Genomic DNA, 20801 nt, shown 5'->3' on the forward strand with positions numbered 1-20801 from the left:
CATGGATGCACAACGATGCTCACAATTCCCAGAATGCACAGCCTCCGGGATACCGCCGCCATCAAGATCCTGCCCGGTTTTTCCCTGGCGATCCTGGTTTCGGCCGCCGCGTTTGCTGCGGAAGGGTTGGAACTCTGGCTCACCGGTGAGCGATATGTCGAGAATCTGGTCCTGGCTATTGTGATCGGGACTGCCGTCCGAACGTTCATCCCCCTCTGGGGAGGCCTAGAACAAGGAATAGCCTTTTCGGCAAAACGGGTCATGGAGGCGGCGATCGTCCTTCTCGGCGCCTCGATCAGTCTGCAGGCCCTTGAAGCAGCCGGTGGATCTCTTATCGCCGGAATAATGGGGCTGGTCGCCGTTGCGATCCTGACGAGTTATGCCGTCGGGCGCGTCTTCGGCCTCAATCGAAACCTCGCCATGCTTGTTGCCTGCGGCAATTCCATTTGCGGCAATTCCGCCGTGGCCGCGGTTGCGCCCGTTATCAAGGCAGAAAGCGATGAGGTTGCCACCGCCATTGCCTTTACCGCGGTCCTTGGAGTGGCTGTCGTTCTCGCGCTTCCTCTGGCCCTGAACGCCTTTTCGATGACAGCATCCCAATATGGCGTCCTTTCGGGACTGACCGTTTACGCTGTTCCCCAGGTTCTGGCGGCAGCCCAACCCGGCGGTCTCATCGCCATGCAGACCGGAACCCTGGTCAAACTGATCCGTGTCCTGATGCTCGGACCGGTGCTGCTGACGCTTGCGGCCAGCCGGGGGCGTGATGGAGAAACAACCGTCCGGCTGAGGCAGGTATTGCCGTGGTTCATCGTCGGCTTTGCGGCGATGATGGGTCTGCGCTCCGCCGGACTGATCCCGGAACAACTGGCCGCGCCGTTGGGGCACATGTCCAATGCCTTGACGGTCATCGCCATGGCGGCCCTTGGCCTCACGGTCGACATTCGGTCAGTCTTGCGCGCGGGAGGCCGCGTCATCCTCACCGCAAGCCTTTCGATCATCCTGCTCATCGCCACAAGCCTTGGCCTGATCGCCATGCTTCATATTGCATGATGCCTAGATGAAGGTCCGATAGTGCCAAATGAAGCGCGGAGGAAACATTGCCTCAGCGCCTGAACAGAGGCGTTTCAGCAGGCCTGGGCCGTTTGCTGCAGCACATTATCATCCAGGTCCTTGACCAGATCGGCGATCGATGTCGTCTCAAGCGGCCCGAAGAACTGATCCAGTGCGACTTCAAGCACTTCCTTGAACTTGCAGCAATGGAAGATGCTGCAGGAACTCGGGTCGCTGAAACATTTCACCAGACAGAAATCCGTTTCGAACATACGGACCACTTCCGCCAGAAAAATCGTTTCCGGTGGCTTGTTAATCCAGATCCCGCCGCGCCGTCCGGGTATCGATGCGATCATCCCAGCTTTTCTGAGTTCCTGGACGGCTGCAACTACTTGTGATCGGTGACCGATATAGCGCTCTACCAAATCATCAATAGAGATCTTTTCCCCTTTCAGAAGGGACAGGTGGATCAGGATTTTGACAGCTATATCGGTGCGTTCAGTAAAACGCATTGTTATTATCCCAGCTCGTTAAAGTCGCCACAGAGCCCACCACTCAATTTTAAATTTATACATATAACTACCGAGTACATAAAATATCTTATCGATATAATCAGTAAAACCATATATTTCCCTTGTATGGTTAACAAGCGTGAGTCTTATTTAGCTAATTGAGATATAATTGATATATTTTTTTACTACACGCACACGATGTATACTAAATTTTATTATCTACTTGACGCAGGATTTACCCATGCTTTCCCCTGATCAGCATGAACTTCGCGAATATATCGATTTTATTGACTTGAACCGCCAAGATGTCATTGCAGCGAGGAAAGCCTGGGATATCATCCGCCCCAATATAAATGACGTACTTACCTACTTTTATAGTTCGCAAATAATGAAACAAACTGAAAGACAATTTCCGAAGTTCGATATTCCCACCTTGATCAGCAAGCAGATTACTCATTGGGATACGCTGTTTTCAGGCGGCCTTGACGAAGATTATGTAAATAGCATCAAGAGAATAGGTTCCGCTCATCGCCGCATTAATGTCTCACTGCCTTATTATGTAATTTCTTATGGAGTATTCCTGAATGAGTTTGAGCGAATTCTCAGATTTCACCATAAGAATCAGAGCGATATTGTAAATCTTATGTCCGGGTTGAGGAAATTCATCCTACTCGATCTGGCACTCGCCTGCTCAGCGGAGAGGCCCATATCCACGACCGAATAAATTTAAGCTGGCTAATATATTTTAGTTATCTACGATTCCTGTGGATATTTCGAATTTCATCGAAATTAGCCAATTCTCGCTTGGTTTTCGGAGCCCTGAACACCGGGTAAGAGCGTTCATGCAGTGAATCGATGGAAGAGCGCCTAGAACCCGATGCATACAGGTCGTCCTAATTCGCAGCCTGCGCGAGAATTTTCATGAACTGCCGCGCATCGGCTCGCAACGATTTCGTATGCCGTCCCAGATCCTCAGCGGAAGTCCGAACAATATCGGTCATGCTCGAAACTTGCTTTGAAGCGTCGGTGATACCCGCAATAGATCCGGTAACCGACCGGGTCCCGTTTGAGGCAGCCTGAACGCTCTTGCTGATTTCGCTCGTCGCCTCTTTCTGCTGCTCGACGGCCGCAGCAATAGAAGCGGAGATCTCGTTCATCCGTGCGATTGTCTGGTTCACACTTTCGATCGCGGTTGCCGACTGATCGGTTGCCCCCTGAATGTCCTGGATCTGATCGCCGATCTCCGACGTTGCCTTAGCAGTCTGACCGGCTAGATCCTTTACCTCGGCCGCGACGACGGCAAACCCCCGTCCGGCCTCACCCGCTCGGGCTGCCTCTATTGTGGCATTCAGCGCGAGCAGGTTGGTTTTCTCGGCGATATCATTGATCAGTCCGACGATCTCGCCAACCCGATTGACCGCCTGGGTCAGGGACGTCACGGTGTCGATCGCAACTGAACTCTGAGCAACAGCCGTATCGGAAATTTCGTAGGATTCGGTCACCTGGCGCCCGATTTCGGTGACGGAAGCAGCCAGTTCCTCTGTCGCAGCGGCAACCGTTTGCACATTGCCGGCGGCGTCCTGTGAACTGAGACTTACCGTATCGGCTTCCGCCCGTGTCCGCTCAGTGGCCCCTGTGAGCTGCACCGAGGCATCCGACAACCTGTCGGTCGCCGCCGTCAGTTCGTCGGTGGATGACACAATGGAGCGTTCAAAATCCGAACTGAGGCGCTCTATCGTCTCGCGGCGGTCACGTTTTCCAGCTTCGATATAGACGGAAAGCGCCAGATCCATATCGAGCATGGCCGCCTTGACGATGGCAGACCGAAGACGCTTGTTTTCTTCTCCGGCCTTCTTGTTGAAGCCTTGCCAGGCCTTGCTGCGCGCAATGGTGTCGCACAAACCGCAAATCAGGAAGCTGTAGGCGCCAATGTACCAGCGCGGCTCCAGACCCAGCTTGTTGTGGACTTCGCCGATTGCGGTGACGGAGCGCACATAGTCCTCATCGAACCGGCCTTTGAGAATTATGCCCCAATGCCGGGTCTGCGCAGCCTTCGCATGCTCAATATGCCCCGCGTCCCGAAAGAAGTTCTTCGTCTCCGGGAATTGGCCGACGTGCTCATAGAAACGATCAAGAATGCCCGGAATGACAGCGAGTACCCGCTCGCGGTTATCGGCAAGAGCCTCAAGAAGGTCTTCGCTCAAACCAATGAATTTAAGCCGCTTATCGTCGGTTGTATTCCGTTTTCCAGGCTTCAACATTTTTCCGCCCCACAAAGAATGCTCGATACGGGAGAAAAACTGAGTTCTCATACTTAAAAAGATATTTATCCATGTTATTTATAACAATAACAATACTTACATATGCAACTATTTCGTGCTTTAGGCAGACCTTCAAAACAGCTGAAAAAGAATCCGGATTTTTACATAGTCATTGAAATCTATAGTTGAATTTCAATCTTCTCCCTGTGCAAGCGAGCTCGATGTTCAGAATCGGGCCGATACGGGCGCAATTTTTATTTTCGAATTTTCTTTTATCCAAACGCTCCAGCGCCCCCTCAAAGCGGCACCTGCCTGGATGTTTTGTTGCCGATACCGTGCGGACGCAAGGCCATACCCTGATAATCAAGGCACCAGATGCGCCCCTTTCCTCAAGCCTCAACCCTGTCTTCGAGACGGAACCGAAAGATCCGGGCGATCTGCTGGAGTGCCGTTTCGAACTCCTGATCCGTTTCATTGTCGATCCGGGTTTCGAAGGCAGCCAGGATCATATCCTTTGTCGCGCCTTTCACGGCAAAGATGAAAGGAAAGCCGAACTTCGCCAGATAACGACCGTTCAGGTCGGTGAAGCGGGCGAATTCCTCAGCCGTCAGCTGGTCCAGGCCGGCACCGGCCTGTTCCTTTTTTGAATCCTCAGCCATTTTGCCGGCCATGGCGGCCTTGCCTGCCAGATCCGGATGCGCGCGGATCAGGTCAAGTTGCATCCCGTGCGAAGCATCGCGCATGGCCGTCTCAAACGCGGTTATCAGATCATCCCGAGCAGCGAACGGACCGAGCGCATGCGCTTCTTCCGCCACCCAGGCGCTGTGTTCGGCCACATCGCCAAATGCGGCTACGAATTCCGGCTTCGGCATCCGGTTGATTTCGGCCAAAGACCACATGGCGCCTCACCTCTGCTGGGTAATCCACGCACCGAACGTGGCGCGCTCTTCTACGGTCATGCCGGTTTCGTTTCCAAGCGGCATGGTATCCGCCTGAACGGCCTGTTGCATGATCAGGTCGGCGTAGCGGTGGAGTTCCTCGATTGTTTCCAGTTGAATTCCCTTCGGGGCTTCTTCGAAACTCTCGTGCGTCGGGACGGCCGCGTGACACATGGCGCAGTGTTGTCTGGCCATCGCCACAACAGTTGCATCCGATACCATTTCGCTGCTGCTGAAATCCCTGGGTGCGGTCATGATCACCGCGATCAGGAGTCCGACGGCCGCAACCGGAAGCGACCACCAGAATTTCGCGAACTCGTCACCGGCTTCATGCCGGTTGAAGAAGTGACGGACCATGCCGCCCATGACCAAAATGAGCGCCACCAGAAGCCAGGAATGCGGATGGCTCGTCAGCATCGGATAATGGTTCGAGACCATCATCACCAGCACCGGCAGGGTCAGGTAGTTGTTGTGAACCGACCTTTGCTTGCCCATCGCACCGAGCGCTGCATCCGGCGCCTCGCCGGCCAGGAGGCTTGCGGCAATCTTCTTCTGGTTCGGGATGATGATGCCAAAGACATTCACCGCCATGATCGTACCGACGAAGGCACCGACATGGATAAAGGCGCCCCGTCCGGAATAGACGTGGGTAAAGAGATAGGACGCGCCCATGATCAGGGCGAAAACGCATACCGCGAGGAGCGGCGTGTTCCGCCCGATGGGCGACTTGCACAGGCGGTCATAGATCAGCCAGCCGGCGCCGAGCGAGGCAACGGAAATAAGCACCGCCTCGCCGGGCGTCATGTCCAGCACCGACGGGTCGATCAGATAGGAGGACGCGTTGACGTAATACTGGACGACCAGAAGAGCAAAACCGGTGACCCAGGTGAGATAGGCCTCCCATTTGTACCAGATCAGATCGTCCGGCAATTCCTTGGGGGCCACGAGGAACTTCTCGACGTGATAGAAGCCACCTCCGTGCACTTCCCATGCGGTTCCGGCAACGCCTTCCTTCATCTCAGCCCGCTTGCGCAGGGAAAGGTCGAGCGCGATGAAATAGAAGGACGTGCCGATCCAGCCGATACCGACGATCAGATGAGCCCATCGAAAAAGCAGGTTTAACCAGTCCATTGCAAAGGCAAAGGTCATATCGGCATGTCCATGTTTTCAGAAATTTCGTGACATCCGGAGCAGAAGGCTCCGGATGTCTTTTTCATTCGGTCGTCATGACGACCGGGGTCGTCTTATTGCGGCAGCTTGTCGTCGATGCCCTTGACGTACCAGTTCATGCCGAGGATCGCGCCGTCCTCAAGCGTCACGCCGTCTTCGGCAGCAACAGACCCGTCCTGCTTGGTAATCGGTCCTGTGAACGGCTCCCAACCGGCGGTGATCTTGGCTTGGGTTTCCTTGGCCATGGCAACAACGTCTTCCGGCAGGTTCGTGTAAGGCGCCATGACGACATGGCCTTCGGCAAGGCCGGCCCAGGTCGACTTGGATTCCCACTTACCGTCCAGCGCTTCCTGGATCCGCTCGATGTAGTAAGGGCCCCAGTCGTCGACGATTGCCGTGTACTGGGCCTTCGGAGCGAAGGAGATCTGGTCGGAAGCCTGACCGAAGCCGTGTACGCCGCGCTCTTCAGCCACCTGCAGCGGCGCGGTGGAATCGGTGTGCTGGGTGATCACATCGGCGCCCTGGTCGATCAGGGCCTTGGCCGCATCCGCTTCCTTGCCCGGGTCGAACCAGCTGTTGACCCAGACGACCTTCAGCTTGAAATCCGGGTTGACGGACTGGGCACCCAGCATGAAGGCATTGATGCCCGCGACCACTTCCGGAATCGGGAAGGACGCAATGTAGCCGGCCGTGCCGGTCTTGGACGTCTTGGCCGCGATCTGGCCGATGATGTAGCGGCCTTCGTGGAACTTGGAGTTATAGGTCGCGACATTGGCCGCGGTCTTGTAACCGGTGGCGTGTTCGAACTTCACCTTCGGATATTTCTTCGCCACCTTGATGGTCGGGTTCATGTAGCCGAAGGACGTGGTGAAGATGATGCCGCAGCCATCACGGGCAAAACGCTCGATGGCGCGTTCCGCGTCCGGGCCTTCCGGGACGCTTTCCAGATAAGCGGTTTCGACCTTGTCACCGAAGTGCTTTTCCACGTCCTTGCGCCCCTGGTCGTGCTGGTAGCTCCAGCCGAAATCGCCGACCGGGCCGACATAGACGAAACAGGCCTTGAGATCGGCCGCAGAGGCTGCGGAGGAAGCGGCAGCAAACGCAATTGCCGCGACTGTCGCTTTCAGAAGGTTCTTCATTTTGACTATCCCCTCAGGATGGTGTTCGACATGCGATCTTCTTCAGGAAATGCCGCATCCGGATCGCATCGGATGCCGCATTCGGACAGGCGCTTTTCTCCCTTCACCTGTCCGGAACGAACGGCTTGCCGAGGCAAGCCGGGGTATTTACGAGCGTCAGCCTGCGGTTGGCCGATATCAGCACCAGCACCACAATGGTCGCCAGATACGGCAGGCTCGACAGAAATTGCGATGGTATGCCCGCTCCAAGTGCCTGCGCATGGAAGGTGAGCACCGTGACAGCACCGAAAAGATAGGCGCCGGCGATCACACGCATGGGCAGCCAGGAGGAGAACACCACCAAAGCCAGCGCGATCCAGCCGCGGCCGGCGGTCATGTTCTCCACCCATTGAGGCGTATAGGCAAGCGACATGTAGCTGCCGGCAAGCCCTGCACAACCGCCCCCGAAAAGAACCGCCAGGAAGCGGACCTTGAGCACGGAATAGCCAAGCGCGTGCGCCGACGTGTGATTGTCTCCGACCGCGCGCAGGATCAACCCGATACGCGTGCGGAACAGGCAATAGGCGACGATCCCCACCAGGGCAAAGCTCAGGTAGACGATCGCGTCCTGCTGAAAGAACACCGGCCCGATGAACGGAATTTCCGACAGACCGGGAATATCCAGCTCCGGCAGACGCAGGCCCGGAACGCCGATGTAGGCTTCGCCGATCATGCCCGAAACGCCGAGCCCTAGAATGGTCAGGGCCAGGCCGGTCGCCACCTGGTTGGTCACGAGCCCGAGCACGAGAAAGCCGAACAGGGCGGACATCGCCATACCCGCGACGATCGCCGCCAGAACGCCGAGCGCTCCGGAACCGCTCTGGTTGGCAACCGCGAAGCCGACCACGGCGCCCATGATCATCATGCCTTCCACACCCAGGTTCAAAACACCTGAACGCTCCACGACAAGTTCACCGATGGCCGCGATCAGCAAGGGCGTTGCGGCCGTTATGACGGTCAGAAGGACGGCCTGGACGATATCAAGCACGGGACACCTCCCCGGTTGCCAAAGTGCGGCGGGAATGAAGGCGGATGCGATACAGGATCAGCGTATCGCAGGCTAGGACGAAGAACAGCAGCAGCCCCTGTATGACGCTCGCGATCTTGTCGGATACGCCCATGGACGCCTGCACGGCCTCCCCGCCGATGTAAGACAGGGCCAGCACGAAGCCGGCGATCAGAATACCGACCGGATTGAGCCGGCCAAGAAAAGCCACGATAATCGCGGTAAAACCGTAGCCCGGCGAAATCGTCGGCAGGAGCTGATTGAGCGAGCCGGAAACTTCCATCGTGCCTGCAAGCCCCGCCAGGGCGCCGGCAAGCGCAAATGAGAAAAGGGTGAGCCGCTTTGCGGAAAACCCAGCAAACGCACCCGCCCTGGGGCTTTCGCCCATGACCCGGATTTCAAAGCCTTTCAGCGTCCGGGCAAGGACTATTGCAAGGACAATGACCACGATCACCGCAATGGGCGCGGCAATGCTCATCCGGCCGTCGCCGAGCAGCGGCAGCGTGGCCGCTTCGGAAAACAGGCGGGATTCCGGAAAATTGTAGCCGCCGGGGTCACGCCACGGTCCGCGCACCAGGTAGTCGAGCAGGAGGCTCGCCACATAGACCAGCATCAGGCTGGTCAGGATCTCGTTGGCATTGAACCGGGTTTTCAGGACGGCCGGGACAAGACCCCAGACCGCCCCGCCGAGTGCGCCGAGGACGAGCATCAGCGGCAGGGTCAGCGACGTTTCGAAGTCCGGGAAGACAATCGGCAGAAAGCTGCCGCACAGGGCGCCGAAAACAAACTGTCCCTCGGCACCGATGTTCCAGTTGTTGGAGAGATAGCAAACGGACAGTCCACAGGCGATCAGCACCAGCGGTGTCGCCTTGACGATGATTTCCTGGACCGACCAGCTGTCCGTCAGAGGCTCGATGAAGAACTTGTAGAGACCAAGAATCGGGTCCGTGCCGGAGACTGCGAATAGGATCGCGGCTGCCACGAGGGTCAACCCAACAGCGATCAGTGGCGACAGCAGGGCCATTTTCCGGCTCTGTTCCTTGCGCTTGACCAGTTCGATCCGCATTACGCCCTCCCCGCCTTCTTTTCCGCCCCGCCGGCCATGAGAATACCGACCCTCTCGCGCGTCATGGACCGGGCGTCCTCCGGAACCGACAGATGGCCGCGGGAAATCACCGCGATCCGATCGGCGATTTCAAAGATCTCGTCGAGATCCTGACTGATCACCAGCACGGCCGAGCCTGACCGGGCCAGATCGATCAAGGCCTGCCGGATCAAGGCCGCCGCCCCGGCGTCGACACCCCAGGTCGGCTGATTGACAACCAGAACGCCGGGATTGCGGTCGAGTTCGCGTCCGACGACGAATTTCTGAAGATTCCCGCCGGAAAGCGAACGGGCTTCCGGATCGTCGCGGGACATGCGCACGTCAAAGGTCTTCTTGATCTTCTGCTCCAGTTCCGCGGCACGTGCCTTGGACACTAAACCGGAGCCGACCACGCCATCACCGGTGCTATGGCGGGTCAAGACGACATTGCCGGAGAGTTTCATTCCGGGAACCGCGCCATGTCCCAGACGTTCTTCCGGGACGAAGGCCGCATTCTGCTTTCGACGCCAGGTGACGTCGCGATTGCCGCAGGGCTGGCCATCGAGAACGACCATGCCCGGATCCACCCGCATCTCTCCGGAAATCGCATCGAACAGTTCGCCCTGCCCGTTACCGGCAACGCCTGCGATCGCGATGATTTCGCCAGTATGCACATCCAGGTCGATGTTGTTGAGGCGGGTGGCAAAGGGTGTCGCCGCAGGTGCGCTCAGGCTCGAAAGTTTCAGCCGGACGGGACCGGGTTCAGGCGCCATCGCTCCATGGTTGACCGCGACCACTTCGGAGCCGACCATCATACTTGCCAGGCTCGCGGCCGTTTCCCGCGACGGGTCGCATTCGCTCACCACCTTGCCATGGCGCAGGATGGTCGCGTGATGGCAGATCCGCTGCACTTCCTCCAGGCGGTGGGAAATATAGAGAACGGCGCAGCCTTCGCCTGCCAGACGCTGCAGTGTCAGGAACAGGCGGTCGGCCTCTTGGGGCGTGAGGACCGACGTCGGCTCATCCATGATGATGAGCTGAGGCTCCTGGAGAAGGCAGCGGACGATTTCGATGCGTTGGCGGATACCGACGGGCAGGTCCGCGACCACGTCCTGCGGATTAAGCGGCAGGCCGTAATCTTCGGAGACTGCTGTAATTCTTGCGGCAAGGGCTTTCATGTTGCCCGGATTGGGTAGCGCCAGTGCGATGTTCTCTACGACAGTCAGCGCCTCGAACAGGGAGAAATGCTGAAACACCATGCCGATGCCAAGCGCGCGGGCGCTTGCCGGGTTGTCGATGACCACCGGCTTGCCCTGCCAGATGATTTCGCCGCCATCCGGTTCCAGCGCTCCGTAGAACATCTTGACCAGCGTCGACTTTCCGGCGCCGTTTTCGCCCAGAAGCGCGTGGATTTCACCCTTGTTGAGGCCAAGGTCGACGTGATCATTGGCAAGAATGTCGCCAAAGCGCTTGGTCAGGCCTTGGGCATGAAGCAGATTACCCGTGGCGGGACGCTCGGCCCTGCCCCCTCCCGCCTTGCGGCTTCTTGTCAAAACATCACTCACGACACGTTTCCCCCGCTCTGCCGTCTTAATTAGCGTGCGCCTGAGGCCACGCAAACCGGTCGGGGTTGGCTGTCTCTTTTACCGCAGCCTCGTCCCGCTCCAGAAGGTCAGCGGCAATTCCCGCCGCAATTGCTGCCGGATGTTTCGACCGGATCGCCGGCAAACCGACCGGGCAGACCATCGTTGACACCACGGCAGGCGCAAGTCCCCGTGTCTTCAACCGCTTTTCGAAGCGGGCTCGCTTCGTGGCACTGCCGATGACGCCACAATAGGTGAAGCGCTGCTGGGCAAGGCCGGCCGCCATGATGTCCTCGTCCAGCGCATGCGAATGGGTCATGGCTAAAACGAAGGCGTTGTCCGGCGCCTGGGCCAGGCATTCCGCAACAGACCGGTCGTCCCGGTTCAAGAGCAGCTTTCGGACATTGCCGGGTACCGCCTTCGGGAAGGCATCTTCCCGACTGTCGAGCCACGTGATGTCGAAGGGCAGCGGCGCGAGAGCCAGGATCAGTGCCCTGCCCACATGGCCGGCACCAAAGAGATAAAGCGGCCGCCGATAGTCGCCGAAGGTTTCGAGGAGCGTTCCGTCGTCCTCAAGGCGAAAACCGAACTCCTCCGACAGTTTGACGATCTGCCGGTCAACCGCAATGCCGGATTGAACCCGAGCCTGGGTAGCGAAAGGCACTCTTTCGGCCTCACGCTCGGCCAGCATGAGTGCCATCGGCAATTGAGCGGGTTCGAGGGTTTCAATGGCCACATCGACGCGGCCACCACAGCATTGGCCCAGGTCCGGCCCCAAGGACACGGTACGCAGCTCCAGGCCTTTGTTTTCGTCCCCAAGCGCCCTTCTTGCCCAGCGAAGTGCTTCGAATTCGAGCGTGCCGCCGCCAATGGTGCCGGAAAACCGGCCATCGGCCCAAACGACCATGCGCGCGCCGGTTTCGCGCGGCGTGGAGCCACCTGCGGTCGCGACGGTGACGAGCGCGCAAGGCTCCCCTCCTTCAAGCGACCGGACGATGTGGCCCCAGACAGTCATTCCGCGGACTGCCTTGTCCGCATGCCGCGGACCGCCTTCATGATGGCTTCAGGCGTCGCCGGTGCATCCAGATCCGGGATGACGCCCGGATTCAGGCTCGCGACCGCGTCATTGATGGCACAGAACACCGAATTCGCCAGCATGACCGGAGGCTCGCCGACGGCCTTGGAGCGGTAGATGCTGTCCTGCGGATTGCCCTTGGATTCGTAGAGCTTCACCCGGAAATCCTCAGGCACGTCGGAAGCCGTCGGGATCTTGTAGGTGGACGGCGCATGGGTGCGCAGCCGACCAGATTCGTCCCACACCAGTTCCTCGGTGGTGAGCCAGCCCATGCCCTGAACGAACCCGCCCTCGATCTGACCGATGTCGATGGCAGGATTGAGCGAGTGCCCAACGTCATGCAACAGATCCACCCGGTCGACCGTCATCTCGCCGGTCATGGTGTCGATGGTCACTTCGGCGCAAGCACCGCCATAAGCGAAATAGAAGAACGGCCGGCCCGAAGCGCTTTCCCGTTCCCAGGTAATCATCGGTGTTGCGTAGAACCCGGCATGGGACAGTTGGATCCGCGCGACATGAGCCTGTTTGGCGACTTCGGCAAGGGAGAAGGACTTGTCACCGACCAGAACCTTGTTGTCGCCGAAATAAATGGCGTCGACGGAACACCGATGCTGTTCGGTCAAGAAGTCGATCAGCCGCTGCTTTATTTCGCCCGCCGCCTTCTTTGCCGCCATGGCATTCAGGTCCGTGCCGGATGAGGCAGCCGTCGGCGCGGTGTTCGGCACCTTGGACGTATTGGTCGCGGTAATCACAACCTTGTTCATGGTGACGCCGAATTCCTCCGCCACCACTTGGGCGACCTTCTGATAGAGGCCCTGCCCCATCTCCGTGCCGCCGTGATTGAGATGCACGGAACCATCGGTGTAGAGATGAACCAGCGCCCCGGCCTGGTTCAGGTGTTTCAGCGTGAAGGAGATACCGAACTTCACCGGTGTCAGCGCCAATCCCTTTTTCAGGATCGCATTTTCGGCGTTGAAGGCTTTGACCTTCTCCCGCCGAGCCCAGTAATCGGAGCTTTCCTCAAGTTCGGCGATCAGGTCATGCATGACCTGATATTCCTCCACCGGCATGCCATAGGGCGTCAGATTGCGCTCGCCGTCATAGAAATTGATCTTGCGGACTTCCAGGGGATCCTTGCCGAGCGTGATCGCGATGGCATCGACCATGCGTTCCGCGGCCAACATGCCTTGAGGGCCGCCGAAGCCCCGAAAGGCGGTATTGGAACAGGTGTCGGTGCGAAGCCGCCGGCTTCTAATTACCGCATCGGGATAGAAATAGCTGGAGTCGGCGTGGAACATGGTGCGGTCGTTTACGCCGAGCGACAGGTCCGCAGAATAGCCGCAACGGGCCAGGAAGTTCAGATCAACGGCGCGGATCTTCCCCACGCTGTCATGTCCGATCTGCCATTCGACGCGAAAATCATGACGCTTGCCGGTCATGATCATGTCGTCGTCCCGGTCGAGCCGCATCTTGCAGGCCCGCCCCGTCTTGGCAGCCGCAAGCGCCGCCAGAGCGGCCCATTGGTTTGCCTGGGATTCCTTGCCGCCGAATCCGCCGCCCATGCGCCGCACTTCCGCAGTCACCGCCGCATCCGGCACGCCGAGGACCTTGGCAACGGTATGCTGGATTTCCGTCGGGTGTTGGGTGGAGGAATGGACGAACATGCCGCCATCTTCCTGGGGGATCGCCATTGCGACCTGACCTTCCAGGTAAAAATGCTCCTGGCCACCGATGTGCATCACCCCGGACAGGGTCTTTTCGGCCGCGGTCATACCGGTTTCCGGCGAACCGCGGCGGAACTGATAATCAGGCAAAACCGTGATGTCGGCTGCGACCGCGTCTTCCGGTGTAATGATAGGCGTGATCGGCTCGACTTCGATATCCGCCAGCAAGGCCGCGCGGCGCGCCGCATCGCGGGTTTCGGCGACAACCGCAAAGGCAACCTGTCCGTAGAACAGGATCTCCTTTTGCGCCAGAACGGGATCGTCTCCAAAGGCGGAAGAACAATCGTTCGTGCCTGGAATATCTTCCGCTGTCAGCACGGCAACCACACCGGGCGCCTGGCGGACCTTGTCCAGATCCAGCTTGACCAATTTACCGCGAACGGCCTTGCGGGCCCAACCTGGTACCACATGCAGGGTTCCAACCGGCTCTACGATATCGTCGATATAGATGGCCTTGCCGGAGACATGCTTTTCCGCGCTGTCGTGAGGCAGCGCCTTGCGCACATGGCGCAGGCCGGATTCGGCCATATTCGGATCAAGCGGCGCGGTCATTCGGCAGCCTCCCGTGCAGCCAGAACGCGCACCTGCGCCGCCTCTGTGCCGCTTGCCTCCATCAGGGCCTTCGCCAGCAAGGCTCTTGCGGTTTCCATGCGATACTCAGCGCTCGCGCGCATATCGGTCATCGGCGTGTAATCGGAGAGCAGCGCCTTCATCCCGGCACCCCAGGTCGAGGGATCCTCCAGCGAAGCGCCGATAAGGGCCGTTTCGGCTCCCTTCGCCCGCTTCGGCGTTCCGGCCATGCCGCCGTAGGCGATCCGGGCCTCGGTGATCTTGCTGTCCATCACAGTGAAGCGGAACGCTCCCATGACGGCGGAGATATCCTGGTCGAACCGCTTTGAGATCTTGTAGCAACGGAAGATCTGGTTCGGATCTGGCCTGGGCACGAAGACACCGGTGACAAATTCATCCTCTTTCCGGTCCTGCCGGCCGTAGTCGATGAAGAAGTCTTCCAGCGGCAGCGTTCTGGATCCGTCCGCATTCTGTAGTTCCAGCGTGGCACCGAGCGCGATCAGCGCCGGGGGCGTATCTCCGATCGGAGACCCGTTGGCGATGTTGCCACCGACGGTTCCCGAAACCCGAACCTGTTTGGAACCGATGCGGCGCCACAATTCGCCGAGATCCGGCGACAGAGCAGCGATGGCGGTTTCGCAGGTGACGTAACTTGCCGTCGCCCCGATCAGCAGTCCGGAAGGTGTTTCCTCAATCCGATCCAATCCGTAGATCCGGCCGAGCCAGATCACCTTCGGCAACGCACGCAGCTGTTTGGTAATCCAGAGACCGACATCGGTCGCACCGGACACTATCGTTGCATCCGGATGCTGCCGATAAAGAGCGGCAAGCCCGTCGATGCTCGTCGGAGAGGCAAAGAAGCTTTCGCTGTCGCCGATGAAGATATCACTGGAATCGGTGATCAGACGCAGTTTTTCGCGGGTTTCGTTTCCTCGCCAGGCAAAGGCGTCATCGGCGCTGTCGAAGCAGCTCTCCAGAGCAGCATCGATGATCGGCCGGTACCCGGTGCAGCGACAGAGGTTTCCGGCGAGCCAGTCGGTCACCGCCTTGCGGCTCCTGGTTTCACCTTCGGCATGATAGAGCGTAAACAGGCTCATGATGAAACCCGGCGTGCAGAAGCCGCACTGGGATCCATGCAGATCGGCCATGGCCCTTTGTACCGGGTGGAGACGGCCGTCCTCGGCGAGATCCTCGACCGTGACCAGTTCCGCACCGTCGATCATACCTAGCAGCTGAATGCAGCTGTTGACCGGCTGATACACGAGCTTGCCTTCGACGAGCCGGCCTATGGCAACGGTGCAGGCACCGCAATCGCCCTCGCCGCAGCCCTCCTTCGTGCCCTTCTCGCCGGCGCGAAGCCGGAGGTAGTCGAGCAACGTCTCCGTCGGCTTTACATCGCTGAGCTCGACGATTTCGCCGCCCTTCAGGAACCGGATGGTGTCGCGCATGGGCCTCAGCTCCCCCGGTAGGTGGAATATCCAAAGGGCGAAAGGAGGAGCGGCACATGATAGTGTCCGCCTTCTTCCGCAATTCCGAACCGGATCGGAATGATATCAAGGAACAACGGATCGGGAAGCGCTTGGCCGATGGCTTTCAGGTAGTCGCCGGCATGAAACCTCAGTTCATAGGTTCCGCGCTTGAAGGCTTCGCCTTGCAGGATCGGACCATCCACGCGACCGTCGGAATTGGTGACGTGCGTGGAGACATGGACCGTCTCCGTCCCGATCGACCACAGTTCGATCGTCAGGCCTTGCGCCGGTTTGCCAAGAGCCGTGTCCAGCACATGTGTCGTCAGACGCCCCATAGTTCCCCTCATGCCCAGGACGATGGCTTCGAAAACTTCGCCATCAAATTGTCAAAAAATGAGCTTGCCTGAAAAATCGCCAGTCCCATAGCGCTCATTTGCGTTCTTTATGTTGCCTTTTCGGCAGCAATAGAAGGCAGTTGATCCTTTAGCGAGAGCACAGCATGATCGAAAAACATGCCCGGAGCCAGAGCCAGAGCCCTCAATGAAGAGGTCACCACACATAAAAGATCGCCTTGAAGCGGCCGGTCCGCAAGCGGTCGGAACACCAGTCGGCCCAGTTCCAGATCCTCCTCCGTACCAATGCGCGTCTGAAAGCCGATGACCCTGTCTTCCCGGGCCAGCGCGCGCATGAACCGCAGGGAGTTGGTCTCCACATAGGTCCGGGTCGAGCCGGGGATCTGCCGCCGAACCACGTCGATTCGGGTGCGCAGGGAGAGCCCTTCCGCCGGCAGGGCAACCGGATATTTCAGACACTCCGCGAGCGTCAGGTTGCTCTTGTCAGCCAACGGATGATCGGGTGTCATCAGGGCTCCGATGGCCAATTCGTGCTGATAGGCGATGGTTAGCGTTGACGTGCGCGGCGGATCGAAGGTGAAACCCACATCCGCTTCCCCGGCCTCGACCAGACGGGCGGCTTCCTGGGAACTGGTCACGGTGACGCCGACATGAATACCGGGATAAGACCGGCGGAAACTGCTGATCAGGTCCGGCAGGAGGGATTCCGACACGCTTTCGACCACGGCCACCGATACCGAACCACGCCGCAGGCCCTTCAGGGCGTCCAGCTCGGCAGTCGTTGCTTCGAAATCGGAATAGGTCCGGCGCACATGGGCCAACAGGATTTCACCTGCCTGGGACAGCCGGAGCCGGCGCCCGACGCGTTCGAACAGCTGCAGCTCCAGCGCCTCTTCCAGGTACAGGATCTGCCGGTTGACCGCGGATGAGGCAACATTCAACTCTCGCGAAGCCGCGCGGACAGACCCAAGCTCCGCGACCGCCGCGAAATAGCGCATGGCAGGGGCATAGAGGTGCCTCGACCGGTCCTGTCCTCTGCCCCCGCGCACGTTCAGTTCCTCACGGGATCAGAACCGTCGTTCCAGTGGTCTTGCGGCCTTCCAGATCCTTGTGTGCCTGGGTGGCATCCGCAAGCCGGTATTCCTGATTGACTTCGATCTTGACCACGCCGGACTTAACCACATCGAACAGATCGTTAGCGGTCATTTCCAGGTCCGACCGGCTAGCGATATAAGTGAAGAGCGTCGGGCGCGTGGCAAACAACGAGCCCTTTTGCGCCAGAAGACCCATATTGAAGTCGATGATTGGACCCGACGATTGGCCGAAACTGGCCCACAGACCAAGCGGCTTCAGGCAGTCTAGAGAGCCGGGATAAGTGTCCTTGCCGACGCTGTCGTAGACGACATCGCAGCCCTTGCCACCGGTGATCTCCTTGACCCGTTCGACGAAGTCTTCCTCGCGGTAATTGATGACGTGCGTATAACCGTGCGCCTTGGCCAGCTCAGCCTTTTCGGCGGATCCGACGGTGCCGATCACGGTCGCGCCCAGATGGGCTGCCCACTGGCCGGCGATCAGGCCGACACCGCCTGCAGCGGCGTGAAACAGGAGCGTTGTGTCAGCGGTGACATTGAAGGTGCGGCGCAGCAGGTACTGGGCGGTCATGCCCTTCAGCATCATGCCGGCTGCGGTCTTGTCGTCCACACCGTCCGGGATCACCACCAGACGGTCGCCTGGTACCAGGCGTTCCTGGGCATAGGCGCCGAGCGGACCGACATAGGCGACGCGATCGCCCGGCTTCACGTGGCTGACGCCTTCGCCCACCGTCAGAACGACACCGGCGCCTTCGTTTCCGGGAATGAAAGGCAGGCCGTTGGGCGCCGGATAAAGGCCGCTGCGGAAATAGGTGTCGATGAAGTTCAGGCCGATCGCGGTGTGGCGGATACGGACTTCGCCCGGCCCCGGTTCGCCGACCTCGACCTCTTCCCAGGTCAGAACGTCCGGTCCCCCGGTTTCATGCACACGCACCGCCATAACCATTTTGCTGTCCTCCGATATTCGTTCCGGGCCGAACCGGCCTCAACTCGTTCTAAGGCTATACAGCCTTGTTCTTCCGGCGCCGGTTATGGGCAAGCACATTGACCACTTCCACGCCGGCCGAAAACGCCATGGCGAAATATATGTAGCCGCGCGGGATGTGAAAACCCAACCCGTCGGCCACAAGTGCTACGCCGATAAGGAGAAGAAAGGACAAGGCCAGCATCTTGGTCGTCGGGTGTTTCTTGATGAATTCGGCAACGGGCCCTGACGCCAGATACATGACCGCCATGGCAATGACCACGGCCGCGACCATGACCTCGATATGTTGCGCCATGCCGATCGCGGTGATGATCGAATCGACGGAAAAGACCATGTCGATCACCACGATCTGCGCGATGACCGCGGCAAAAGAGGTGCCGACGGTCCCGGTCATTCCTTCCTCTTCCTCGTCCCCTTCAATGCCCTTGTGGATTTCATGAGTCGCCTTGACGAGCAGGAACAGCCCGCCGCCGATCAGGATCGCGTCGCGCCAGGAAAACGCATGGCCGCCGACATCGAAAAGCGGGGCTGTCAATCCGACAAGCCATGTCAAGATACTGAGCAGGATGATGCGAAAGATGAGGGCCAGAGCAAGCCCGATCCGGCGAGCCCGGTTTGCGAAATGGGCCGGCAACCTGGAGACAACGACCGAGATAAAGACGATATTGTCGATCCCGAGCACGATCTCCATGACGGTCAGCGTCACGAGGCTCGCCCAGATCTGGGGATCCGTTACCCATCCAAGCATGGCTTCTCCAGTGTTGCGATGAGACTCTGCCCTAGTGCGGCGGATTTGAAATACGCCACATTTCCACAGCGTACCCCGGCGCGTATTTCAAATCCGAAAACCGCACTAGAAACATATACTGGCTAGTCACCCCTTTGAATCTGAAGTTCGTTCGGAGTTTGCTGAGAAATGAGACGAACTTCAGATTCGGGTGACTAGCAGAATCGATCCAGTGCCTGTTGTACGGCTGAGACACCGAGCAGGTAAAGACTGGTGAGGGTCAGTACCATTTCACCGGTATCCGACAATGTCATGTCGCCGATGACGGCCATTGCGGCAAAGGCAAACCAGACGGCGGTTACCAGAAGCGTCAACGGACGCCAGCGCCGGACCCGGACCGGATGGATGAACTTGACCGGAACGAAGCTCATCACACAGCAGACAAGCACGAAGCCGATCGTGAACCCTTCTGAGGGAGACAACACCATCAGCCCGAAAATCACCATGTTCCAGCCCGCGGGAAATCCCTTGAAGGCTCCGTCAAGCGTCTTCATGCCGCTGTCGGCGAAATAAAGCGCGCCGGTAAAGACCACCAGCCCGCCGCAGATCCAGTTCCACGGTTCGGTAAGCATACCGCTTGCGGAGAGCGCAAAGGCGGGCAAAAACACGTAAGTCGCGTAGTCGATCACGAAATCCAGCGAGGCGCCGGACCAGCGTGGCAGACGCTCGGCGATATTGAACCGGCGGGCGAGCGGCCCGTCGACCCCGTCGACCACCAGGGCAAGCCCGAGCCATGCAAACATTTCCGCCCACGCGCCACGCGATCCGGCCAGAAGCGCAACCAAGGCGATCGGCGCACCGGAGGCGGTCAGAAGATGGATCAGGAACAGCGCCGGTTCGCGGCCTTGCTTTTGCGTGGGGATGTCTGTCACGGCATTTTCGTCGCTTGTTTCGGGCAAGGCTTATCGAGCCGAACCCGGCCTCCGGGTGTCAGTATTTCAATTTCGTGACAGTTTGAACAGCTTTTTTAGCTCAGGCACCACTCGCCACAGCCATTGCGAGCGCCATGCCCCAGGCAAGACAGAACACGCCGACCACCTTGGGAAACCAGAAGCTCGGGAACGTCTTCTCGATTGCCATGATGGCACCCAGGAGCGCAATCCAGACGATGTTCATGACGCCGACCGCAAACATAACCGTCATCACGGCCCAGCAGCAGCCGAGACAGGCCAGCCCCTGGACCACGCCTTCACGCAGCGCGCCAATGGCGCCACTTTTGCCCAGAAAGGCCCAGTGGGGGTACCAGCAGCGGTTCAGACAGGCCCATTTGGCGGGTGTGAACTGATAGATGCCGGCGGCAATCAGCACGCTCGCCGAAACGGCCAGACTGAGCGGCGCCATCATCGGCGAAACCGCATTGGCGGCGGTCAGACCCCATTGTGCAAGCGTGGCGACCAAAGCATAGACGGCCCAGACGAGAAGATAACCCGCTGCGACCAGCAGCGTGTTCTTCGACGCATCGCCGTCGGCAGCCGCCGTTCCATTCTTTTCGCGGATATAGGCGCGCAGCATCGGCAGCGCAGAGGGCAGCATCATGGCAAGGGCCATCATCAGCCACATCAGATAGACCTTCAAAAGGTCGACAAAGCCCCACACGGCGGCAGGCATTCCAAAGGTCGCGGCGGATGTCGGCAGACACAGGGCGGCAATGGCCGCACGTGCTTCCTCCGGCAGACCCGCATATTGATTGAACAGGTTGAAAAGACCCATCCCCGGCCCGGCTTCCGTCATATCCATGACGGAAATCATGTCGGCAACCATGACGCCGAGATAGGCCCAGCCCATAAACACGAGAACGGTCAGGCAGGCCATCACCAGCGGCCAGCCGCGCATCAGCATGTCCTCACTTAATGGAGGGCGGCGATCATCTGCAGGTGAGAACCCGTTGTCATCCACGGCCAATGTCCGCTTCGCTCCTGTTTCATGCAGTCTCTTCGATACGGTTTGCGCCTGACCTTCGTCCCG

19 protein-coding genes are annotated in these 20801 nt (G+C 59.0%); 2 read left to right on the forward strand and 17 right to left on the reverse strand.

Annotated features, from left to right (window positions below; genetic code table 11):
* The first annotated feature begins 15 nt into the window (after window positions 1-15).
* Complete coding sequence (locus tag ABIN98_RS27385) at window positions 16-1050, forward strand: YeiH family protein (RefSeq protein WP_346915164.1); 1035 nt, start codon at window positions 16-18, stop codon at window positions 1048-1050.
* A 74-nt stretch (window positions 1051-1124) separates the two neighbouring features.
* Here the strand turns inward: ABIN98_RS27385 and ABIN98_RS27390 are convergent, their stop codons facing one another.
* Window positions 1125-1562, reverse strand: a complete 438-nt coding sequence (locus ABIN98_RS27390; RefSeq protein WP_346915166.1) for an Rrf2 family transcriptional regulator — start codon at window positions 1560-1562, stop codon at window positions 1125-1127.
* Window positions 1563-1803: 241 nt separating this feature from the next.
* Between ABIN98_RS27390 and ABIN98_RS27395 the strand changes: the two genes are divergently transcribed.
* Window positions 1804-2286, forward strand: coding sequence for a protoglobin domain-containing protein (locus ABIN98_RS27395; protein ID WP_346915168.1), 483 nt, complete (start codon window positions 1804-1806; stop codon window positions 2284-2286).
* A 169-nt stretch (window positions 2287-2455) separates the two neighbouring features.
* On the opposite strand, the gene ABIN98_RS27400 is transcribed toward ABIN98_RS27395, so the two are convergent.
* From ABIN98_RS27400 to ABIN98_RS27475, 16 genes are all read right to left on the reverse strand, one after another.
* Complete coding sequence (locus ABIN98_RS27400; protein WP_346915170.1) at window positions 2456-3874, reverse strand: globin-coupled sensor protein; 1419 nt, start codon at window positions 3872-3874, stop codon at window positions 2456-2458.
* Window positions 3875-4212: 338 nt separating this feature from the next.
* The gene (uraD, locus tag ABIN98_RS27405) at window positions 4213-4722 is read right to left on the reverse strand and encodes a 2-oxo-4-hydroxy-4-carboxy-5-ureidoimidazoline decarboxylase (protein ID WP_346915172.1); all 510 of its coding nucleotides are present in this window, start codon (window positions 4720-4722) and stop codon (window positions 4213-4215) included.
* Window positions 4723-4728: 6 nt separating this feature from the next.
* Window positions 4729-5910 carry a urate hydroxylase PuuD gene (locus tag ABIN98_RS27410; protein WP_346915174.1) on the reverse strand — a complete coding sequence of 394 codons (1182 nt, stop codon included), beginning with the start codon at window positions 5908-5910 and terminating at the stop codon, window positions 4729-4731.
* 95 nt (window positions 5911-6005) lie between these two features.
* Window positions 6006-7070: a BMP family ABC transporter substrate-binding protein gene (locus ABIN98_RS27415; protein WP_346915176.1), complete on the reverse strand. Its 1065-nt coding sequence runs from the start codon at window positions 7068-7070 to the stop codon at window positions 6006-6008.
* 103 nt (window positions 7071-7173) lie between these two features.
* Window positions 7174-8097 (reverse strand): ABC transporter permease, encoded by a 924-nt coding sequence (locus ABIN98_RS27420; protein WP_394701637.1) that lies wholly within the window; start codon window positions 8095-8097, stop codon window positions 7174-7176.
* Window positions 8090-9181, reverse strand: coding sequence for an ABC transporter permease (locus ABIN98_RS27425; RefSeq protein WP_346915178.1), 1092 nt, complete (start codon window positions 9179-9181; stop codon window positions 8090-8092). Before ABIN98_RS27425 ends, ABIN98_RS27420 begins: the two co-directional genes overlap by 8 nt.
* On the reverse strand, window positions 9181-10752 hold the full coding sequence (locus ABIN98_RS27430; protein WP_346915394.1) for an ABC transporter ATP-binding protein: 1572 nt from the start codon (window positions 10750-10752) through the stop codon (window positions 9181-9183). The genes ABIN98_RS27425 and ABIN98_RS27430 overlap by 1 nt, the downstream gene beginning before the upstream one ends.
* A gap of 37 nt (window positions 10753-10789) precedes the next feature.
* Entirely contained in the window at window positions 10790-11797 is a 1008-nt protein-coding gene (gene xdhC, locus ABIN98_RS27435) for a xanthine dehydrogenase accessory protein XdhC (RefSeq protein ID WP_346915180.1), read from the reverse strand.
* Entirely contained in the window at window positions 11794-14133 is a 2340-nt protein-coding gene (gene xdhB / locus ABIN98_RS27440) for a xanthine dehydrogenase molybdopterin binding subunit (protein WP_346915182.1), read from the reverse strand. Before xdhB ends, xdhC begins: the two co-directional genes overlap by 4 nt.
* Window positions 14130-15599 (reverse strand): xanthine dehydrogenase small subunit, encoded by a 1470-nt coding sequence (gene xdhA, locus ABIN98_RS27445; protein ID WP_346915184.1) that lies wholly within the window; start codon window positions 15597-15599, stop codon window positions 14130-14132. Before xdhA ends, xdhB begins: the two co-directional genes overlap by 4 nt.
* A 5-nt stretch (window positions 15600-15604) precedes the next feature.
* Window positions 15605-15955 (reverse strand): hydroxyisourate hydrolase, encoded by a 351-nt coding sequence (gene uraH, locus ABIN98_RS27450; RefSeq protein WP_346915186.1) that lies wholly within the window; start codon window positions 15953-15955, stop codon window positions 15605-15607.
* Between the two features lie 107 nt (window positions 15956-16062).
* On the reverse strand, window positions 16063-17022 hold the full coding sequence (locus ABIN98_RS27455) for a LysR family transcriptional regulator (RefSeq protein WP_346915188.1): 960 nt from the start codon (window positions 17020-17022) through the stop codon (window positions 16063-16065).
* A 10-nt stretch (window positions 17023-17032) separates the two neighbouring features.
* A complete protein-coding gene (locus tag ABIN98_RS27460; RefSeq protein ID WP_346915190.1) occupies window positions 17033-18010 on the reverse strand; it encodes a quinone oxidoreductase in 978 nt (325 codons plus the stop codon).
* A 55-nt stretch (window positions 18011-18065) separates the two neighbouring features.
* Window positions 18066-18797 carry a TerC family protein gene (locus tag ABIN98_RS27465; protein ID WP_346915192.1) on the reverse strand — a complete coding sequence of 244 codons (732 nt, stop codon included), beginning with the start codon at window positions 18795-18797 and terminating at the stop codon, window positions 18066-18068.
* Window positions 18798-18991: 194 nt separating this feature from the next.
* Window positions 18992-19708 carry a CDP-alcohol phosphatidyltransferase family protein gene (locus tag ABIN98_RS27470; RefSeq protein ID WP_346915194.1) on the reverse strand — a complete coding sequence of 239 codons (717 nt, stop codon included), beginning with the start codon at window positions 19706-19708 and terminating at the stop codon, window positions 18992-18994.
* 100 nt (window positions 19709-19808) lie between these two features.
* Window positions 19809-20669 carry a DUF2182 domain-containing protein gene (locus ABIN98_RS27475; RefSeq protein WP_346915196.1) on the reverse strand — a complete coding sequence of 287 codons (861 nt, stop codon included), beginning with the start codon at window positions 20667-20669 and terminating at the stop codon, window positions 19809-19811.
* Between the last annotated feature and the right edge of the window lie 132 nt (window positions 20670-20801).

It is taken from the genome of uncultured Roseibium sp., from assembly GCF_963675095.2.
In the GTDB taxonomy this organism is placed as follows: Bacteria; Pseudomonadota; Alphaproteobacteria; order Rhizobiales; family Stappiaceae; genus Roseibium.

Excerpts from the sequence above, each read along its gene's own strand:
- ABIN98_RS27385 (WP_346915164.1), top strand. The coding sequence starts at position 16 with ATGCTCACAATTCCCAGAATGCACAGCCTCCGGGATACCGCCGCCATC.
- ABIN98_RS27390 (WP_346915166.1), bottom strand. The coding sequence starts at position 1,562 with ATGCGTTTTACTGAACGCACCGATATAGCTGTCAAAATCCTGATCCAC.
- ABIN98_RS27395 (WP_346915168.1), top strand. The coding sequence starts at position 1,804 with ATGCTTTCCCCTGATCAGCATGAACTTCGCGAATATATCGATTTTATT.
- ABIN98_RS27400 (WP_346915170.1), bottom strand. The coding sequence starts at position 3,874 with ATGAGAACTCAGTTTTTCTCCCGTATCGAGCATTCTTTGTGGGGCGGA.
- uraD (WP_346915172.1), bottom strand. The coding sequence starts at position 4,722 with ATGTGGTCTTTGGCCGAAATCAACCGGATGCCGAAGCCGGAATTCGTA.
- ABIN98_RS27410 (WP_346915174.1), bottom strand. The coding sequence starts at position 5,910 with ATGACCTTTGCCTTTGCAATGGACTGGTTAAACCTGCTTTTTCGATGG.
- ABIN98_RS27415 (WP_346915176.1), bottom strand. The coding sequence starts at position 7,070 with ATGAAGAACCTTCTGAAAGCGACAGTCGCGGCAATTGCGTTTGCTGCC.
- ABIN98_RS27425 (WP_346915178.1), bottom strand. The coding sequence starts at position 9,181 with ATGCGGATCGAACTGGTCAAGCGCAAGGAACAGAGCCGGAAAATGGCC.
- xdhC (WP_346915180.1), bottom strand. The coding sequence starts at position 11,797 with ATGACTGTCTGGGGCCACATCGTCCGGTCGCTTGAAGGAGGGGAGCCT.
- xdhB (WP_346915182.1), bottom strand. The coding sequence starts at position 14,133 with ATGACCGCGCCGCTTGATCCGAATATGGCCGAATCCGGCCTGCGCCAT.
- xdhA (WP_346915184.1), bottom strand. The coding sequence starts at position 15,599 with ATGCGCGACACCATCCGGTTCCTGAAGGGCGGCGAAATCGTCGAGCTC.
- uraH (WP_346915186.1), bottom strand. The coding sequence starts at position 15,955 with ATGGGGCGTCTGACGACACATGTGCTGGACACGGCTCTTGGCAAACCG.
- ABIN98_RS27460 (WP_346915190.1), bottom strand. The coding sequence starts at position 18,010 with ATGGTTATGGCGGTGCGTGTGCATGAAACCGGGGGACCGGACGTTCTG.
- ABIN98_RS27465 (WP_346915192.1), bottom strand. The coding sequence starts at position 18,797 with ATGCTTGGATGGGTAACGGATCCCCAGATCTGGGCGAGCCTCGTGACG.
- ABIN98_RS27475 (WP_346915196.1), bottom strand. The coding sequence starts at position 20,669 with ATGCGCGGCTGGCCGCTGGTGATGGCCTGCCTGACCGTTCTCGTGTTT.